Raw genomic sequence first — 16,366 nt, 5'->3', positions numbered from 1 at the left:
TGCAAGGCACCAGATCAGGGATTCCATGTACAGGCAACTCGACCTGCACAGTGCGTCCAAATCCTGAAGTGTGTGTACATGGTTCAAAACAGAAACGATCCGTAAAGTCCATCCATCTGTTCAACCAACCGCTTGAAACCATGAAGTCAGAACGCCATTTCACCAACGCCGCCCTTCTTGCCCGCCGCCAGGCCGCCGTCGCCCGCGGCGTGGGCCAGTCGCACGAGATCTTCATCCAGAAGGCCGAAAACGCTGAGTTCTGGGACGTGGAAGGCCGTCGCTTCATCGACTTCGCGGGTGGCATCGCCGTGCTCAACACCGGCCACCTGCACCCCCAGGTGATCGCCGCCGTGCAGGCCCAGCTGGCGCTGTACACCCACACCTGCTTCCAGGTGGTGGCCTATGAACCCTATGTGGAAGTCTGCGAGCGCCTGAACACACTGGCTCCCGGCGACTTTGCCAAGAAGAGCCTGCTGCTGACCACCGGCGCCGAAGCCGTTGAAAACGCCATCAAGATCGCCCGCGCCCACACCCGCCGCCCGGGTGTGATCGCCTTCACCGGCGGCTACCACGGCCGCACCAACCTGACCCTGGGCCTGACCGGCAAGGTCGCCCCCTACAAGGTCGGCTTCGGCCCCTTCCCGGGCGAGATCTACCATGCCTTGTTCCCCAACGACTTGCATGGCGTGAGCGTGGCCGATGCCCTGCATTCGATCGAACTGATCTTCAAGAACGACATCGAGCCCCAGCGCGTGGCGGCCTTCATCGTCGAGCCGGTGCAGGGCGAAGGCGGCTTCAATGTGGCCCCGCCCGAGTTCATCTCGGGCCTGAAGGCCCTGGCCGAGCGCCATGGCATCTTGTTGATCGCCGACGAAGTGCAGACCGGCGCCGGCCGCACCGGCACCTGGTTCGCCTGCGAGCAATGGCCGGTGGCCCCGGATCTGATCACCACCGCCAAGTCGCTGGCCGGCGGCTTCCCGCTGTCGGGTGTGGTGGGCCGCGCCGAAGTGATCGACGCCCCCGCCGCCGGTGGCCTGGGCGGCACCTATGCCGGCAGCCCGGTGGCCTGCGCCGCCGCCCTGGCCGTGATCCAGGCCTTTGAAGACGAGAAGCTGCTGGAGCGCAGCAAGACCCTGGGCCAAAACTTGCAAGCAGGTCTGCGCCGCATTGCCGAGAGCGAAGCCTCGATTGGCGATGTGCGCGGCCTGGGCGCCATGGTGGCCATCGAGCTGTTCGAGAACGGCGACAAGAGCCGCCCCGACGCGAACCTGACCAAGAACGTGGTGGCCGAAGCCGCTCGCCGCGGTCTGGTGCTGCTGTCCTGCGGAACCTACGGCAACGTGATCCGCATCCTGGTGCCGCTGACCGCCTCTGACGCACTGATCGATGAAGGTCTGGCCATCCTGGCCGAGAGCTTCAAAGCCCAGCGCTGATCCAACACGCTACTTTCCTGCCCTTGCACACAAACATGTCTCAAGCAGAACCCCTGGTGCGCTTCTCCGGCGTGCAAAAGACCTACGACGGCGAACAGCTCGTGGTGCGTGATCTGAACCTGGACATCCAGCGCGGCGAATTTCTGAGCTTGCTGGGACCCTCGGGCTCGGGCAAGACCACCACGCTGATGATGTTGGCCGGCTTTGAATCGCCCACGGCAGGCGACATCCTGCTGGACGGCCGCCAGATCACCGGCACGCCGCCGCACAAGCGCAACTTCGGCATGGTGTTCCAGAACTACGCCCTGTTTCCCCACCTCACCGTGGGGCAGAACGTGGCCTACCCGCTGACCGTGCGCAAGGTGCCCAAGGACGAGCAGGCCCGCCGCGTGGCCAAGGCGCTGGACATGGTACGCCTGGGCGGCATGGCCGATCGCCTGCCGGGCCGCCTCTCGGGCGGCCAGCAACAGCGGGTGGCGCTGGCCCGCGCCCTGGTGTTCGAGCCACAGCTGGTGCTGATGGACGAGCCGCTGGGTGCGCTCGACAAGCAACTGCGCGAGCACATGCAGATCGAGCTGAAGGAATTGCACCGGCAATTGGGCGTGACCTTTGTCTACGTGACCCACGACCAGGGCGAGGCACTGACCATGAGCGACCGTGTGGCCGTGTTCAACGAAGGCGTGATCCAGCAACTGGCCTCGGTGGAAGACCTGTACGAAGCCCCGAGCAACCGCTTCGTGGCTGGCTTCGTGGGCGACAGCACCGTGCTCAAGGGCAGCCTGCAGGGTGGCAACGCCCTGCAACTGGCCGATGGCCAGCGCCTTCAGGGCCTGAACGTGAACGGCGTGGCCGACGGCGCCGCCGTGGAAGCCTGTGTGCGGCCCGAGCGCATCGTGCTGCACCTGGGCTCGGCCGCGCCGGTACCCAACTCGCTGGCCGCCACCGTGGCCCGCGTGATCTATTACGGCGACCACCTGCGCCTGCTGTGCTCGCTGGGCGAGGGCCAGGCCGAGGCCACCGTGAAGCTGCCTTTGACCCGTGCCGACAGCAACCCCCATCCACAAGCTGGCGAGCCGGTGCGGCTGGAGTTCCCGGCCGCGGCCACCCGCCTGTACGCGGTGTGAACCACGACAACGTTTTTTTCGCGCTCCCTCTCTCTAGAACCTCAACTTCCAACAAAGGAAAACGTGCCATGAAAAAGAGCCTGATCCCCTGCGCAGCCGCCGCCCTGGCCGCCTGCCTGGCCCTGCCCAGCTTTGCCGAGCAGCAGTTGACCATCGTCAACTTCGGCGGCGCCAACGCCAACGCCCAGAAGAAGGCCTACTACGAGCCCTTCGAAAAAACCGGTGTCAAGGTGGTGCCGGTGGAATACAACGGTGAGCAGGCCAAGATCAAGGCCATGGTCGAGACCAAGAAGGTGACCTGGGATGTGGTCGAGGTCGAATCGCCCGACGCGGTGCGCGGCTGCGACGAAGGCCTGTTCGAAAAGCTCGACTACAGCAAGCTGGCCGACAAGGCCGACCTGCTGCCCGCCGCCGTCACCGAATGCGGTGTGGGCGTGTTCGTGTGGTCCACCGTGATGGCCTACAACGGCGACAAGCTCAAGAGCGCCCCCAGCAGCTGGGCCGACTTCTTTGACACCAAGAAGATCCCTGGCAAGCGCGGCATGCGCAAGGGCGCCCGTTACAACCTCGAATTCGCACTGCTGGCCGATGGCGTGAAGCCGGGCGATGTGTACAAGGTACTGGCCACCAAGGACGGCGCCGACCGCGCCTTCAAGAAGCTGACCGAACTCAAGCCCAACATCCAGTGGTGGGAGGCCGGCGCCCAGGCGCCCCAGTTCCTGGTCGCCGGTGACGTGGTGCTGAGCACGGTCTACAACGGCCGCATCGACGCCGCCAACCGCGAAGGCCGCAACCTGAAGATCTATTGGCCCGGCGGCATATATGACCTGGACTACTGGGTCATCCCCAAGGGCGCGCCGAACAAGGAACTGTCGCAAAAGTTCATCGCCTTCGGCCTGCAAGCTGGCAACCAGGCCGTGTACGCGCAAAACATCGCCTACGGCCCGACCAACAGCAAGGCCCTGGCCAAGCTCGACAAGAAGGTGCTGGACGACCTGCCCACCTCGGCCGCCAACGCCAAGGAAGCCCTGCAGTTCAACGTGAGCTTCTGGGCCGACCAGGGCGAAGCGCTTGAAAAGCGCTTTGCTGCCTGGGCCACCCAGTAAACACGCCTGAGCCTGAGCAACACTGACTGAGAGACGGAGCCGATTCACCATGGCAGCACCCATCCGAGCCGCCGGCGCACCGGGCGATGAGCCCGGCGCACTGCGCAAAGCCTTATCCCGAGCCGAAGCGCGCCGCCAGTGGCGAGCCTTCGGACTGACCCTGCCCTTGCTGGTGTTTCTGCTCCTGACCCTGCTGGTGCCGATCGTCGCGCTGCTCCAGCGCGCGGTCGAAAACCCCGAGGTGGCCAACGCCCTGCCCCTGACCATCCGCGCGCTGGACGGCTGGAACGGGCGTGACACCCCCGCTGCCGCGGCCTACGGCGCCCTGGTCAAGGACCTGGCGCAACTGCCCGACAGTGCCGATGCCGGCCAGTTGGCCCGCCGACTCAACACTGAGGTGCCCGGTGCCCGCTCGCTGGTGATGGGCGCCTACCGCGCCCTGCCCTTCGAGGGCAGCGACGCCGACATCCAGGCCCGCCTGCTGCAGGCCGACCCACGCTGGGGCGAGGTCCCGTTCTGGCAGGCGATTGCCAAGAACGGCTCGCGCTGGACACCCGACTACCTGCTGGCCTCGCTCGACCTGAAACGCGACGCCGAGGGTGCCATCGAGCGCATGCCTGAAGAGCAGCGTGCCTTTGGCGCCATCCTGCTGCGCACCTTTCACATCAGCCTGGTGGTGACGATCTGTTGCCTGCTGCTGGGCTACCCCCTGGCCTGGTGGCTGGCCTCACTGCCCGAGCGTTCGGCCAATGTGCTGATGATCCTGGTGCTGGTGCCGTTCTGGACCTCGATCCTGGTGCGTGTGGCCGCCTGGATCGTGCTGCTGCAGTCCGAAGGCCTGGTCAACAGCGGGCTGATGGGCCTGGGCCTGATCCACGAGCCCCTGCCCCTGCTGTTCAACCGCACCGGCGTGGTGATCGCCATGGTGCACATCCTGCTGCCCTTCATGATCCTGCCGCTGTACAGCGTGATGAAGAACGTTCCCCCCACCTACCTGCGCGCCGCGGTGTCGCTGGGCAGCGCGCCGCTGGCCGCTTTCTTCCGCGTCTATGTGCCGCAGACCTACCCGGGCATCGGGGCTGGCGCCTTGCTGGTGTTCATTTTGTCGATTGGTTACTACGTGACCCCGGCCCTGCTGGGCGGGGCCGACGACCAGATGCTGAGCTACTACATCGCCCGTTACACCAACGTCGAGGTGAACTGGGGCATGGCCTGCGCCCTGGGCGCCATCCTGCTGGGCGCCACGCTGATTCTTTACGGCGTGTACCGCCGCATCGGCAAAGCCGAACTGAGTCTCGGCTGAAATATGGCCCCCACGCTCACTCACTTCGTGTGGTCGCTGCCCCCCAAGGGGGCCCAGCCCGCCTTGGGGCGGCCCGGCGGCGGGCTGTGTCCTGTTCCTGTTTGAAAGATGCGCGATGTCAATCAAGATGCCTGAATTCCCCCTGTACGCCACCGCCGCCGACAAGGCCGGCTGGTGGGCGGTGCGGCTGCTGTGCGTGGCCGTGCTGGTGTTCCTGCTGGCCCCCATCCTGGTGATGGTGCCGCTGTCGTTCTCCGACAGCTCGTTTCTGGCCTACCCGATCCCGGGCTGGTCGCTGAAGTGGTACCGCAACCTGTTCGAGTCCACCGAATGGGCTCGGGCCACGCGCAACAGCTTCATCGTGGCGCCGGCTGCCACGCTGCTGGCCACCTCGCTGGGCACCTTGGCTGCGGTGGGCCTGTCGCGCGCCACCTTCCCGTTCAAGGGCCTGCTGATGGGCGTGCTGATCGCGCCCATGGTGGTGCCCATCGTGGTGGTGGGCGTGGCCACCTACCTGTACTTTGCGCCGCTGGGCCTGGCTGACAGCTACTTCGGCCTGATCATCGTGCACGCTGCCCTGGGCGCCCCCTTTGTGCTGACCACCGTGCTGGCCACGCTGGCGGGCTTCAACCACAACCTGGTGCGCGCCTCGCTGAGCCTGGGCGAGACCCCGTTCAACACCTTCTTCCGCATCACCCTGCCGGTGATTGCACCGGGTGTGATCTCGGGCGCGCTGTTCGCCTTTGCCACGTCGTTTGACGAAGTGGTGGTGACGCTGTTCCTGGCCGGGGCCGAGCAGGCCACCCTGCCGCGCCAGATGTTCACCGGCATCCGCGAGAACATCTCGCCCACGATTGCCGCGGTGGCCACCCTGCTGATCTGCTTCACCACCGCCTTGCTGCTGGCCCTGGAATGGCTGCGCGGGCGCAAACGCTGAGCGGGGGCCTGCCATGAGCCACACCCCTCCATCCCACTTGAACCAGCCACTGGGCGGCAACACCATGCCGCGATTTGCCGGCCTGGCCAGCATGATGCGCCTGCCCGTCACCACCTCCGCGCAGGGGCTGGATGCGGCCTTCATCGGCGTGCCACTGGACATCGGCACCTCCAATCGCTCGGGCACCCGCTTCGGCCCGCGCCAGATCCGCGCCGAATCCTGTCTGCTGCGCCCCTACAACATGGCCACGGGTGCCGCACCGTTTGATGCGCTGCAGGTGGCCGACCTGGGCGATGTGCCGATCAACACCTACTCGCTGCCCAAGTCGGTGGACATCATCACCGCCTTCTATGACGAGGTGCTGAGCCACGGCTGCGTGCCCCTGACGCTGGGCGGCGATCACACCATCGCGCTGCCCATCCTGCGCGCCGTGGCCAAACACCACGGTCCGGTGGCGCTGATCCACGTCGATGCCCATGCCGACATCAACGACGACATGTTCGGCGAACGCATCGCCCACGGCACGCCCTTCCGCCGCGCCGTCGAAGAAGGCCTGCTGGCCCGCGACAAGGTGTGGCAGATCGGTCTGCGCGGCACCGGCTACGCCGCCGATGACTTTGACTGGCCGCGCCAGCAGGGCTTCACCGTGGTGCCGGCACACGAGGTCTGGTACCAGTCGCTGGCCCCCTTGATGGCCCAGGTGCGCGAACGCATCGGCCCCGATCATCCGGTGTACATCAGCTTTGACATCGACGGTCTCGACCCCAGCTACGCTGCCGGAACCGGCACCCCTGAAATCGGCGGCCTGACCGTGCCCCAGGGGCTGGAAATCGTGCGCGGCTGCCGCGGATTGAACGTGATAGGCTGCGACCTCGTGGAGGTCAGCCCGCCCTACGACGCCAGCGGCAACACGGCCTTGCTGGCGGCCAACCTGTTGTACGAGATGCTGTGCGTGCTGCCCGGCGTGCCCTGCCGCTGAGCCCCCTCCCCCCCTTCTTTTCTTGCCGACACGGAAAACCAAGCCATGGACATGAAGACCTCCCCCCTCGCCCTGCTCAAAGACCCCACCCTGCTCAAGACTGACGCATTGATCAATGGTCAATGGGTGGCCGGCAGCAGCCGCTTCGACGTCAACGACCCAGCCACCGGCCTGAAGCTGGCCGACGTGGCCAACCTGGGCGCGGCCGATGCCGAAGCCGCCATCGCGGCCGCCAACGCCGCCTGGCCCGCCTGGCGCGCCAAGACCGGCAAAGAGCGCCACGCCATTCTGCTCAAGTGGTTCCAGCTGCTGATGGCCAACCAGGAGGACCTGGGCCGCATCATGACTGCCGAACAGGGCAAACCTTTTGCCGAAGCCAAGGGCGAAGTGGCCTACGGCGCCAGCTTTGTCGAATGGTTTGCCGAAGAAGCCAAGCGCGTGAACGGCGAAACCCTGCCCCAGTTCGACAACAACCGTCGCCTGATGGTGCTCAAGCAGCCCATCGGCGTGTGCGCGGCCATCACGCCCTGGAACTTCCCGCTGGCCATGATCACCCGCAAGGTGGCGCCTGCCCTGGCGGCCGGTTGCCCGGTGGTGATCAAACCCGCAGAGCTCACCCCCCTGACCGCGCTGGCCGCCGCTGAGCTGGCCGTGCGCGCCGGCATCCCGGCCGGGGTGCTGAACCTGTTGACGGCCGATGGCAGCAACAGCATCGCTGTGGGCAAGGTGTTCTGCGCCAGCGACGTGGTGCGCCACATCAGCTTCACCGGCAGCACCGAGGTGGGCCGCATCCTGATGGCCCAAAGCGCCCCCACGGTCAAGAAAATGTCGCTGGAACTGGGCGGCAACGCACCCTTCATCGTGTTTGATGATGCCGACCTGGACAGCGCGGTCGAAGGCGCCATGGCCAGCAAATACCGCAACGCCGGCCAGACCTGCGTGTGCGCCAACCGCCTCTATGTGCAGGATGGCGTCTACGACGCCTTCATTGAAAAGTTCGCCGCCAAGGTCAAGGCCCTGAAGGTGGGCAATGGTTTCGAGGAAGGTGTGAACCAGGGCCCGCTGATCGAGGATGCGGCCGTCGAGAAGGTTCATCGCCATGTGGCCGATGCCCTGGCCAAGGGCGCTCGCGTGGTGGCTGGCGGCAACAAGCTCAGTGGTCAATTCGTCGAACCCACCGTGGTCGCCGATGCCACGGCCGACATGCTGTGCGCCCGTGAAGAGACCTTTGGCCCCTTCGCACCGGTGTTCCGCTTCAAGACCGAGCAAGAAGCCATCGACGCGGCCAACAACACCGAGTTCGGCCTGGCCAGCTATTTCTACAGCCGCGACGTGGGCCGCATCTTCCGCGTGAGCGAAGCCCTGGAATACGGCATGGTCGGCATCAACGCCGGCGTCATCGCGACCGAACACGTGCCCTTTGGCGGCGTCAAGCAGTCGGGCCTGGGCCGTGAAGGCTCGCACCACGGCATGGACGACTACGTCGAACTGAAGTACTTGTGCCTGGGTGACATTTTGAAATGAAATAGGTCCACCCTGTTGGGTGGCCTCACTGCGTGTGGCCCCCCATCCCCCTCAAGGGGCACACCCAGAGGCCTGGCAGAGCCAGCTCCTCGGGTGTCGCTGGTATGGCCTGCTCCGCGGCCTTTTGGGCCTTGGCGTGGTGACGAACTTCAACGCTCTGATGGCTGGTTTTTCAGGGCTGAAAAGGACCACCCTGTCAGATGGCCTCACTGCATGTGGCCCCCATCCCCCTCAAGGGGCGCACCCAGAGGCCTGGCAGAGCCAGCTCCTCGGGTGCCGCTGGCTTGGCCTGCTCCGCGGCCATCTGAGCCTTGCTGCCGTGACGAACTGAAGCCTGGTCGAGGCGGTTTTGGGCCCTTTCAAACATCGGGCCAATCCCTTCGCATTTATCAGTTGACTGCGCTTTGGCGGGGCTTGGGCGCTGCTAGGATGGGTGGCAGCAACTCTTGAGCCGATGGCTCCAACGCGCATGACAGACCAAATCCAGATCGCCAGCGAATTGCTGCGTGCCTTTTCGGGTCAGCAGGCGCTGAGCCTGGACCTGTATGTGGAGGGCATTGCGTCCCATGAGGCCGCTTTGGCCGCTTCGCTCAACGAAGACGCCGACGATGCCTTGCTGTGCGTGCTGGTGGATGAAGGCGAGGCCGCCGTGCTGTTGATTGGCTGGGACGGCACGCTGTACCGCAATGAAAAAGGCCTGAACCACCTGCGTGCCATGTGGAAAGAGCGCTATCACAACCACCTGACCACCCTGATCCCGGTGTTTGCCGAGCACATCAGCGAACACAACCTGGGTGTGGCCGGCATCCGCTGGACCGCCACCGAGGGCGGCAGCTCCTGAGCTTCACTGAGCATAGGGGGCTGCGTCAGCCCCTCAGGAACCTCAGAACTCGGCGTGCAGGCGCACGGACCCCACATTGACCGGACCACGGTCAGCGTTATAGGCCGGGTTGCTGATGCGCTGGTAATCGAGCGACACCCACAGATTCTTGTGCACGTTCATGTTGTAGTACAGCTCAACCAGGGTTTCAGGCTTGTAGCGCAAGGCACCATCGCCGATGAAGAACGAGATGCCGCCAGCCGCCAGGTAGGTACGCCGATCGGCCGACAGCATGTTGCGCGCAAACATGAAACCCACCGTGTCCTGCGACCGGCCCCAGGCCTTGCCTGAGCTGGCGTAGCCGGTCGAGAACGAGGCATCGGCCTCGGCAAAGGCATAGGTCTCGGTCTTGCCATCGGCCTTCATGGCCCGCATGAACACACCGGATTCGGGGTTGATGGCCTGCTCGATGTTCAGGCCCAGGCCATACTTGGTCTGCTCGGGCCCGCGGACTGCAGCAATCCATTGCTTGTCGGCGGCACCCGGGTTGGCCTGCCCGTAGGCCAGTGCGGTATCGTAACGGGCCAGTTGCGCCCGGGCACGCCAAGCCAGCACCCGGACCTTGCCGGGCTGCCCTGCCAATTCGTGCGCATGCTCAACTTCAAACTGATCGCCGTAGTGCTTGAAGATGCGCAGGTCCACCGGCTGCCCGTTGGGTGTGGTCGGGCCGGTCATGCGGCCGGCGCGCAAGACCCACGGACCCTGGTACCACTCCAGCGCCGCGCCCCAGCCAAAGCCACGTGCGTCGGCCGCGTAGTCGTACGAGGTGTGCGACATGCCCGACCAGTTCATGAACTGGGTGCGCGGGTCTTTGGCATAGGCGTTGTCATCAAACACGTCGAGCGTCGAGAAATTACCGGCGGTCAGTACCCACCGGTTGCGGTCCACCGTGCCGGCCATCTGATCGACCGCCGCGTCCACCTTCTCCTGCCCGCCACCCTGGTTCCAGGTCTGGCGCAAAAACAGCTTTTGCCGGTACAGCGTGGGGTTGGTGCCACTGACGCGCGTGGCCTCACCGTTGGTGAAGCCGCCCAGGCCCGTGAGTGAGGACAGAGGCAGGCCCTGGTTGATCTCGGGAACGAAATAGACCTCGCCATCCTTCCAGGGCTTGAAGCCCAGGAAGGCGTCAAAGGTCAGGGTATAGCTTCGCTCCGCTTGCGGTGTGAGGCTGTTGGGGCCTGAGTAAGGCGCCTGGAAGGCCTTCTTTTTCTGCCAGATGTAGGTGCTCTGGAAGCGCGCCATGCTGGATTCGTCAGCGGCAGAGGGGTCTGTACCCTCGCCTGCATCGGCCCAGACCGGAAGCGTGGCCATGCTGAGAGCGCTCAGAAGCAGGCCGGAAAGAAGATTGAAACGAAAGTACACAAGCGCATCCAATTTGCAAGACCGCGCAGTATAGGGGGGGTGTCATGACTGCGCTGTGACCAAGGGTTGCCAAAGGTAGTCGTCGTCCAGATCGGCAACCCAGGCAGGCTAACCGGGCTGACATACGACACGGGGGGCGGACAGGGAAGCCGAACTTCCCTGTGGATGAACAACAAAAAACCCGCTTGCCAGAATGAGGTCAGCGGGTTCTGAGGTGGCCTGAGGCCTTATGAGATGGGAATCTGGAGCGGGTGAAGGGAATCGAACCCTCGTATGAAGCTTGGGAAGCTGCCGTTCTACCATTGAACTACACCCGCGGCAGCCGGCATTATAGGGGTAGAACGAGCTCGTTCCGGAGCATCCGGCCAGCCCGTTCAGTGTGACCAATCGACCGGCACCGTGAATTGATGCCAACTGGCGAAGCGCCGTCCGTCGACACCACGGGTAAGATCCACCCCAACGCCACCTGCCTCGCCACCACCATGACCACCCGCCAAGCCCGTTTCGAAGCTGCCTGCGCCCCCTGGGGCGATGCCTTTTCCGGCCCCATCGTGATCGGGGGCAACTACCAGAGCGTGCTGAGCCACGGCGACACGGTGTATGTCAGCGGCCAGGTGCCCCGCGTGGGCACCACGGTGCAGGTCACCGGGCGCGTGGGGGCCGGCACCTCGCTGGAGCAGGCGCGCACCGGCGCCCGCATCAGCGTGCTGCGCGCACTGGCCCTGCTGCAGCAGCAACTGGGCAGCCTGGACCGCATCCAGCAGGTGCTGCGCGTCACCGTGTATGTGCAATGCGCCGACGACTTCACCCAGCACAGCGAGGTGGCCGATGCCGCCTCTGACCTGCTGGTCGAGGTACTGGGGGCCGCCGGCCGCCACACCCGCACCTCGGTGGGGGTGTGGCAACTGCCGAAGAATGCGTCGGTCGAGATCGATCTGGTGGCGGCTCGGGGCTGAACGGGTCCTGCCGCCCATGCTGACGAACGAGTGTCAAAACGAGTGTCAAGCGTGCGCGGCTGTTGCCAGGACCTCTGCTGCCCACTGATTCAAACTCTTGCCCGCGGCCTGGGCGGCAATCAGTGCAGAGCCGTGAACCTCTGGTGGCACCCTCAACATGAGCTTCCCGCTCGCAGGCTTTTGGGGAGGCTTGCCAATTTTTTCGCAGGTTTGAAGGTAATCATCCACCGCTTCGTGGAAAGCCTCCCGAAGTTGAGCCACGCTGTCCGCATGAAAGCTCACCACATCCTGAATACCCAAAAGGCGGCCCACCAGGATGTCATCACGGTCATCAAAATCGATGCGACTGGTATAGCCCCTGTAGATCATGGTGTTCAAGGCGTTACTCCAATGGATTTCAGAAAGTCACGGGCGTCTTCGACTTGGTAGGCCTTGGCCGCCTTGGCAGGGTGTGGGCGATGAAAGCTTGCCACCACTTGGCCGTGCACGAAGCGCACGCGGGACCCACGCCCCTCCACCACAAGGCAACCCACAGCGATCAGAAGCGCTTCAATTTTTGCCCACTCCAAAGTCTTGCTGGTGGGCACTGCAAAAATGGCCGCCAGTGTCTTTGCATGTTTGCCGTTCATGCTTGCAATATTAGCTAGCACTCTAAGGATAACAAACAAGCTACTTGTTAACAATGTGACGAGGCGAACTTTGCCTCGACATCGGATCGCCCTCAGGCCTCCCCTGGCCAGCGCAGCCTCAACCCACTGCGAAACTGACGGGGCTGGCCCGTCACCGGGTCGTCGAAGGCCAGGGCCCGCGCCAGCAGGCGCAGGGGCTGTGAGTAATCGCCCTCGGGCGGGTCGTTCACCACCGGGTAGAAGTGGTCGTCGTGGATGGGCAGGCCCAGCGCATTCATGTGCACCCGCAGTTGGTGGCGCTTGCCGGTGACAGGGCTGAGTTGGTAGAGCGCCAACTCGCCACGCACCTCCAGCACATCGACCGTGCTGTCGGCATTGGGCTCGCCGGGCACCTCGCAGCAGCGGAAGAACTGCGCCGGGTCTTCCACGATGCGGCTCTGGCGTCGGATCGGAAAGCTCAGTTCGGGCCGCCAGGGCGCCATGGCCTCGTATTGCTTGCTCACCTCCCGTTCGCGGAACAGGGCCTGGTAAGCCCCCCGGCTGGCCGGGTCCACCGAGAACAGCACCAGCCCGGCGGTCTCTCGGTCGATGCGGTGGATGGGTGACAGCGTGGCAATGCCCAGTTGATGCTTCAGGCGCACCAGCAAGGTCTCGTGCAGATAGCGCCCGCCGGGTGTGACCGGCATGAAATGGGGTTTGTCGGCCACCAGCAGATGCTCGTCCTGGTACACCACGCCGACCTCGAAAGGGATTTGCGGCTCGGTGGCCAGCTCACGGTAGTAAAACAAGCGCAGGCTGTGCTCAAAGGGCCGCTCGGGGGTCACCGTCTTGCCGCGCTCACAGACCACGTCACCGCGGGCCATGCGTTCGATCCAGTCCTGTCGGCTGACCTTGGGCAGGCGATGCACCAGAAAATCGAGCAGGGTCGGCCAAGGGCCTGCGGGCACCGCCACACAACTGGGGCTGACCCCCTGGCGAATGGGCAGAACGGCGGGACGGTCAGGCTTGTACATGGGGTGGCAGGTTCGGGGCCCGCGTGGGCAGGGATGGGCAGGGATCGGCGGCCGAACTATAAGCGAGCCCGCAGCCTCGGAACGTGTTGACGGCCTCAGGTCCGCAAACGGCCAGCAAGGCCCCACAGAAGCTGCGAGACTTGCCGTCTGCCTACCCATCCCCTCCTTTTGCACAAGCCCCCTGCATGACCGACGCCAAGCTGCCCGCTGCCTTCAACCGCCTGGCCTGGGCCAACCTGGCCGCCCAGGCCGCCGAACAACTGAGCCTGGCGGCCACGCCCATTGTGGCGGTCACGCTGCTGGGGGCCGGTCCGGGTGAAACCGGGCTTCTCGCCACCTTCCAGACCCTACCCTTTCTGCTGTTCTCGATCCCGCTGGGCCTGCTGGCCGACCGCGGCTCGCGGCTGCGCCTGATGGTGGGTGCCGAGTTGTTGCGGGCCGTCTCGCTGCTGGCGCTGCTGGGCGCCCTGTTGACGGGCCAGGCCAACCTGCTCTGGCTGCTGGCCATGGGCTTCATCGGGGCCCTGGGCACGGTGGGCTTCAGCGTGGCGGCCCCGGCCCTGGTGCCGTCGCTGGTGCCGGGCAGCGCCCTGGCACGGGCCAACGGACGGCTGGAACTGGCGCGCAGCCTGGCGTATGCGGGGGGCCCAGCCCTGGCCGGCAGCCTGGTGGCCTGGGCTGGCGGCTCGACCGCCTTTGTGGTGGCCGCCGTCGGCTCGGGCCTGGCCGTGGCCTGGATGCGCGGCCTGCACGAGCCCCGCCGCACCGCGGCGCCGCCGCGCCACCCGTGGGCCGAACTGCGCGAGGGCGCCCGCCAGGTGTGGCACCAACCCTTGTTGCGCCCCATCTTCCAGACCGCCGTGATCTGGAACATCGGCTGGTTCGTGCTGCAGGGCACTTATGTGTCTTATGCGGTGCGCCACCTGGGCCTGAACGCGGCCAGCGTGGGGCTGACCCTGGCTGGCTTTGGTGCCGGCATGGTGTGCGGTGCCCTGCTGGCCAGCCGGGTGCTGGCCCGCCTGCCCCTGGGCCGAGCCGTGCAGTTCGGGCCGGCCATGTCGCTGCTGGCCTGCAGCACCCTGGCGGCCACCGTGTGGTGGCCCTCGGCCGCACTGGCCGGGCTCGGCTTTTTTGTGTTTGGCTGCGGGGCCATCATCTGGACCATCAGCTCGACGACGCTGCGCCAGACCGTCACGCCCGGGGCCTTGCTGGGCCGGGTATCGGCCATCTTTCTGACCGGCAATGCCGGCGCCCGCCCTCTGGGCGCCGCCCTGGGTGGGCTGGTGGGCGCGCATTGGGGCGAATCGGCCTGCCTGGGGCTGGCGGTGCTGGCCTTCGCCTGGCAACTGCTGCTGATCTCGGGGCCGGCCATCAGTCGGCTGCAACGCCTGCCGCCGCAGGAGGTGTGAACACCCTGCGGCCGATGCCCTGCCCCTGTGCTGGGTCAAGCGCAAGGGCCGGGCAGCAGGCAAAATCGGTGCATGAGCAACAAAACCAGCCCTTCGGCGATTGCCGACCTGCGCAAAAGCTACGAGCGCGCAGAACTCAGCGAAGACGCCTCCGAGGCGCAACCCTTGCGCCAATTCGAGAAATGGCTCAACGAGGCCATCACGGGCGAGGTACCCGAACCCAACGCCATGACCCTGGCCACCGTGGGCCACGACCTGCGCCCCAGCACCCGCATCGTGCTGATCAAGGGCTATGACGAACGAGGCATCGTCTGGTACACCAATTACGAAAGCCGCAAAGGGCATGAGTTGGCCGGCAACCCGTTTGCCGCCTTGCAATTCCACTGGGTCGAGCTGGAGCGCGTGGTGCGCATCGAGGGTCGGGTGGAAAAGGTCAGCGATGAGGAAAGCGACGCTTACTTCAACAGCCGGCCGCTGGATTCCCGCATCGGCGCCTGGGCCAGCCCACAAAGCCAGGTCATCAGCGGCCGCAGCGTGCTGGTGGCCAATGCGGCGCGCTATGGCGCACAGTTCATGCTGAAGCCGCCACGCCCGCCGCATTGGGGCGGTTTCAGGCTGGTGCCCGAGCGCTGGGAGTTCTGGCAGGGCCGCAAGAGCCGCCTGCACGATCGCCTGCGCTATCGCCTGGAAGACAACGGCGGCTGGGTTCGCGAACGTCTGGCCCCGTGAGGATCACAGCACGCCGCGCACCAGCAGCATGGCCAGCGGCAGCGTGACCAACCCCATGACGGTGGTCACCGCCACACTGGCGGTGGTCAGTTCCTCGGCCACGCCATACCGCTGCGAGAACAGGTAGACATTGGCGCCGATTGGCAGCCCGGCGGTCACCACCATCACCGCCAGGGGCACGCCCCCCAGCCCCAGCAGCCAACCCAGGGCCAGCACCACCGCGGGGTGCAACACGTTTTTCACGCCCGCCATCATCAGCGCCCCCTTGAGGTGGCTGCCCACCGAGCCGTAGGCCAGGGTCACGCCCACCAACACCAGGGCGATCGGCCCCATGGCATTGCCCAGCAACTGCAGCGGCTGGTCCAGCAGCGGCGGGATGCTGAGACCGGTCGATCCGAACAGCAAGCCGGCCAGGATGGGCAGCGGAATCGGGTGGATGATGCCCTTGCGCAACGCGCCCCCTACCGTCACCCACACACTGTGCGCCGGGGCCACGCCGCGGCGGGCATCTTCGCGTTGGGCCGCCAGCTCCAGCACGATGTTGCCGGCCGTCAGCAAGACCAGCGAATGCAGTGAAATCAGCGTGAACAGGGTCACCATGCCAGGCTGCCCATAGGCCAGCCCGATCAAGGGAATGCCGATCATGCCGGTGTTGCTGAAGGTACCGGCCAGGGCCAAAACCGCGCCTGTGGGGTTGTAACCCTTCACCGCGATCACCAGCGCATACACCAGACCGGCCGCGCCAAAGTACATGGCGATGGGCTTGAAGTCGAGCTGCCCCAGATGCACCGCACTCATGGTGCGAAACAGCAGGGCGGGCAGCAAGAGCATGAAGACGAGGTTCGACAGGTCACGCACCGCCCCACCGCCAATCCAGCGCCGCCGTCCCGCCACGTAGCCCGTGAGAATGAACAGGACAACGGGCAGCAGGGCAACAACGACAGGATGATTCACGGCAAAACGGTCTGGTGGGCCAAAACAC

At 65.4% G+C, this 16,366-nt stretch carries 16 protein-coding genes and 1 tRNA gene; 11 read left to right on the top strand and 6 right to left on the bottom strand.

Annotated elements, in window-relative coordinates:
* The first annotated feature begins 140 nt into the window (after positions 1 to 140).
* The 8 genes from gabT (at position 141) to AC07VS_RS08365 (ending at position 9,247) form a co-directional block, all read left to right on the top strand.
* Positions 141 to 1,433, top strand: a complete 1,293-nt coding sequence (gabT, locus tag AC07VS_RS08400; protein ID WP_492349097.1) for a 4-aminobutyrate--2-oxoglutarate transaminase — start codon at positions 141 to 143, stop codon at positions 1,431 to 1,433.
* 35 nt (positions 1,434 to 1,468) lie between these two features.
* A complete protein-coding gene (locus AC07VS_RS08395) occupies positions 1,469 to 2,557 on the top strand; it encodes an ABC transporter ATP-binding protein (RefSeq protein ID WP_494656193.1) in 1,089 nt (362 codons plus the stop codon).
* Between the two features lie 68 nt (positions 2,558 to 2,625).
* A complete protein-coding gene (locus AC07VS_RS08390) occupies positions 2,626 to 3,663 on the top strand; it encodes an ABC transporter substrate-binding protein (protein ID WP_492349099.1) in 1,038 nt (345 codons plus the stop codon).
* 49 nt (positions 3,664 to 3,712) lie between these two features.
* The gene (locus AC07VS_RS08385; protein WP_492349100.1) at positions 3,713 to 4,966 is read left to right on the top strand and encodes an ABC transporter permease; all 1,254 of its coding nucleotides are present in this window, start codon (positions 3,713 to 3,715) and stop codon (positions 4,964 to 4,966) included.
* 115 nt (positions 4,967 to 5,081) lie between these two features.
* Complete coding sequence (locus AC07VS_RS08380) at positions 5,082 to 5,903, top strand: ABC transporter permease (RefSeq protein ID WP_494750698.1); 822 nt, start codon at positions 5,082 to 5,084, stop codon at positions 5,901 to 5,903.
* Between the two features lie 13 nt (positions 5,904 to 5,916).
* Positions 5,917 to 6,882 (top strand): agmatinase, encoded by a 966-nt coding sequence (speB, locus tag AC07VS_RS08375; protein WP_494750697.1) that lies wholly within the window; start codon positions 5,917 to 5,919, stop codon positions 6,880 to 6,882.
* Positions 6,883 to 6,927: 45 nt separating this feature from the next.
* Positions 6,928 to 8,406, top strand: a complete 1,479-nt coding sequence (locus AC07VS_RS08370; protein ID WP_494656194.1) for an NAD-dependent succinate-semialdehyde dehydrogenase — start codon at positions 6,928 to 6,930, stop codon at positions 8,404 to 8,406.
* Positions 8,407 to 8,875: 469 nt separating this feature from the next.
* Positions 8,876 to 9,247, top strand: coding sequence for a hypothetical protein (locus AC07VS_RS08365; RefSeq protein WP_492349103.1), 372 nt, complete (start codon positions 8,876 to 8,878; stop codon positions 9,245 to 9,247).
* A gap of 42 nt (positions 9,248 to 9,289) precedes the next feature.
* Here the strand turns inward: AC07VS_RS08365 and AC07VS_RS08360 are convergent, their stop codons facing one another.
* Together AC07VS_RS08360 and AC07VS_RS08355 are read right to left on the bottom strand one after the other, a co-directional pair.
* Entirely contained in the window at positions 9,290 to 10,597 is a 1,308-nt protein-coding gene (locus AC07VS_RS08360; RefSeq protein ID WP_494656195.1) for a carbohydrate porin, read from the bottom strand.
* A gap of 294 nt (positions 10,598 to 10,891) precedes the next feature.
* Positions 10,892 to 10,965, bottom strand: a tRNA-Gly gene (locus AC07VS_RS08355).
* A gap of 165 nt (positions 10,966 to 11,130) precedes the next feature.
* On the opposite strand from AC07VS_RS08355, the gene AC07VS_RS08350 reads away from it, so the two are divergent.
* Complete coding sequence (locus AC07VS_RS08350; RefSeq protein ID WP_492349115.1) at positions 11,131 to 11,604, top strand: RidA family protein; 474 nt, start codon at positions 11,131 to 11,133, stop codon at positions 11,602 to 11,604.
* 45 nt (positions 11,605 to 11,649) lie between these two features.
* Here the strand turns inward: AC07VS_RS08350 and AC07VS_RS08345 are convergent, their stop codons facing one another.
* From AC07VS_RS08345 to AC07VS_RS08335, 3 genes are all read right to left on the bottom strand, one after another.
* A complete protein-coding gene (locus AC07VS_RS08345) occupies positions 11,650 to 11,973 on the bottom strand; it encodes a type II toxin-antitoxin system HicB family antitoxin (protein WP_492349164.1) in 324 nt (107 codons plus the stop codon).
* Between the two features lie 5 nt (positions 11,974 to 11,978).
* Complete coding sequence (locus AC07VS_RS08340) at positions 11,979 to 12,233, bottom strand: type II toxin-antitoxin system HicA family toxin (protein WP_494750696.1); 255 nt, start codon at positions 12,231 to 12,233, stop codon at positions 11,979 to 11,981.
* 92 nt (positions 12,234 to 12,325) lie between these two features.
* Positions 12,326 to 13,246, bottom strand: a complete 921-nt coding sequence (locus tag AC07VS_RS08335) for a pseudouridine synthase (RefSeq protein WP_492349117.1) — start codon at positions 13,244 to 13,246, stop codon at positions 12,326 to 12,328.
* A gap of 185 nt (positions 13,247 to 13,431) precedes the next feature.
* On the opposite strand from AC07VS_RS08335, the gene AC07VS_RS08330 reads away from it, so the two are divergent.
* Complete coding sequence (locus AC07VS_RS08330) at positions 13,432 to 14,655, top strand: MFS transporter (protein WP_494750695.1); 1,224 nt, start codon at positions 13,432 to 13,434, stop codon at positions 14,653 to 14,655.
* Between the two features lie 72 nt (positions 14,656 to 14,727).
* Positions 14,728 to 15,384: a pyridoxamine 5'-phosphate oxidase gene (gene pdxH / locus AC07VS_RS08325; protein ID WP_494750694.1), complete on the top strand. Its 657-nt coding sequence runs from the start codon at positions 14,728 to 14,730 to the stop codon at positions 15,382 to 15,384.
* Between the two features lie 3 nt (positions 15,385 to 15,387).
* Here the strand turns inward: pdxH and AC07VS_RS08320 are convergent, their stop codons facing one another.
* Positions 15,388 to 16,338, bottom strand: coding sequence for an AEC family transporter (locus tag AC07VS_RS08320; protein ID WP_492349119.1), 951 nt, complete (start codon positions 16,336 to 16,338; stop codon positions 15,388 to 15,390).
* Positions 16,339 to 16,366 lie beyond the last annotated feature (28 nt).

The sequence above is a fragment of the Curvibacter sp. GW821-FHT01G03 genome, assembly GCF_059422285.1.
This window is presented reverse-complemented; position numbering and strand designations above follow the sequence as displayed.

Coding starts and splice junctions, on each gene's coding strand:
- AC07VS_RS08390 (WP_492349099.1), top strand. CDS start 2,626: ATGAAAAAGAGCCTGATCCCCTGCGCAGCCGCCGCCCTGGCCGCCTGC.
- AC07VS_RS08380 (WP_494750698.1), top strand. CDS start 5,082: ATGTCAATCAAGATGCCTGAATTCCCCCTGTACGCCACCGCCGCCGAC.
- AC07VS_RS08345 (WP_492349164.1), bottom strand. CDS start 11,973: ATGATCTACAGGGGCTATACCAGTCGCATCGATTTTGATGACCGTGAT.
- pdxH (WP_494750694.1), top strand. CDS start 14,728: ATGAGCAACAAAACCAGCCCTTCGGCGATTGCCGACCTGCGCAAAAGC.
- AC07VS_RS08365 (WP_492349103.1), top strand. CDS start 8,876: ATGACAGACCAAATCCAGATCGCCAGCGAATTGCTGCGTGCCTTTTCG.
- AC07VS_RS08385 (WP_492349100.1), top strand. CDS start 3,713: ATGGCAGCACCCATCCGAGCCGCCGGCGCACCGGGCGATGAGCCCGGC.
- AC07VS_RS08350 (WP_492349115.1), top strand. CDS start 11,131: ATGACCACCCGCCAAGCCCGTTTCGAAGCTGCCTGCGCCCCCTGGGGC.
- speB (WP_494750697.1), top strand. CDS start 5,917: ATGAGCCACACCCCTCCATCCCACTTGAACCAGCCACTGGGCGGCAAC.
- AC07VS_RS08395 (WP_494656193.1), top strand. CDS start 1,469: ATGTCTCAAGCAGAACCCCTGGTGCGCTTCTCCGGCGTGCAAAAGACC.
- AC07VS_RS08335 (WP_492349117.1), bottom strand. CDS start 13,246: ATGTACAAGCCTGACCGTCCCGCCGTTCTGCCCATTCGCCAGGGGGTC.
- AC07VS_RS08370 (WP_494656194.1), top strand. CDS start 6,928: ATGGACATGAAGACCTCCCCCCTCGCCCTGCTCAAAGACCCCACCCTG.
- AC07VS_RS08330 (WP_494750695.1), top strand. CDS start 13,432: ATGACCGACGCCAAGCTGCCCGCTGCCTTCAACCGCCTGGCCTGGGCC.
- gabT (WP_492349097.1), top strand. CDS start 141: ATGAAGTCAGAACGCCATTTCACCAACGCCGCCCTTCTTGCCCGCCGC.
- AC07VS_RS08340 (WP_494750696.1), bottom strand. CDS start 12,233: ATGAACGGCAAACATGCAAAGACACTGGCGGCCATTTTTGCAGTGCCC.
- AC07VS_RS08360 (WP_494656195.1), bottom strand. CDS start 10,597: ATGGCCACGCTTCCGGTCTGGGCCGATGCAGGCGAGGGTACAGACCCC.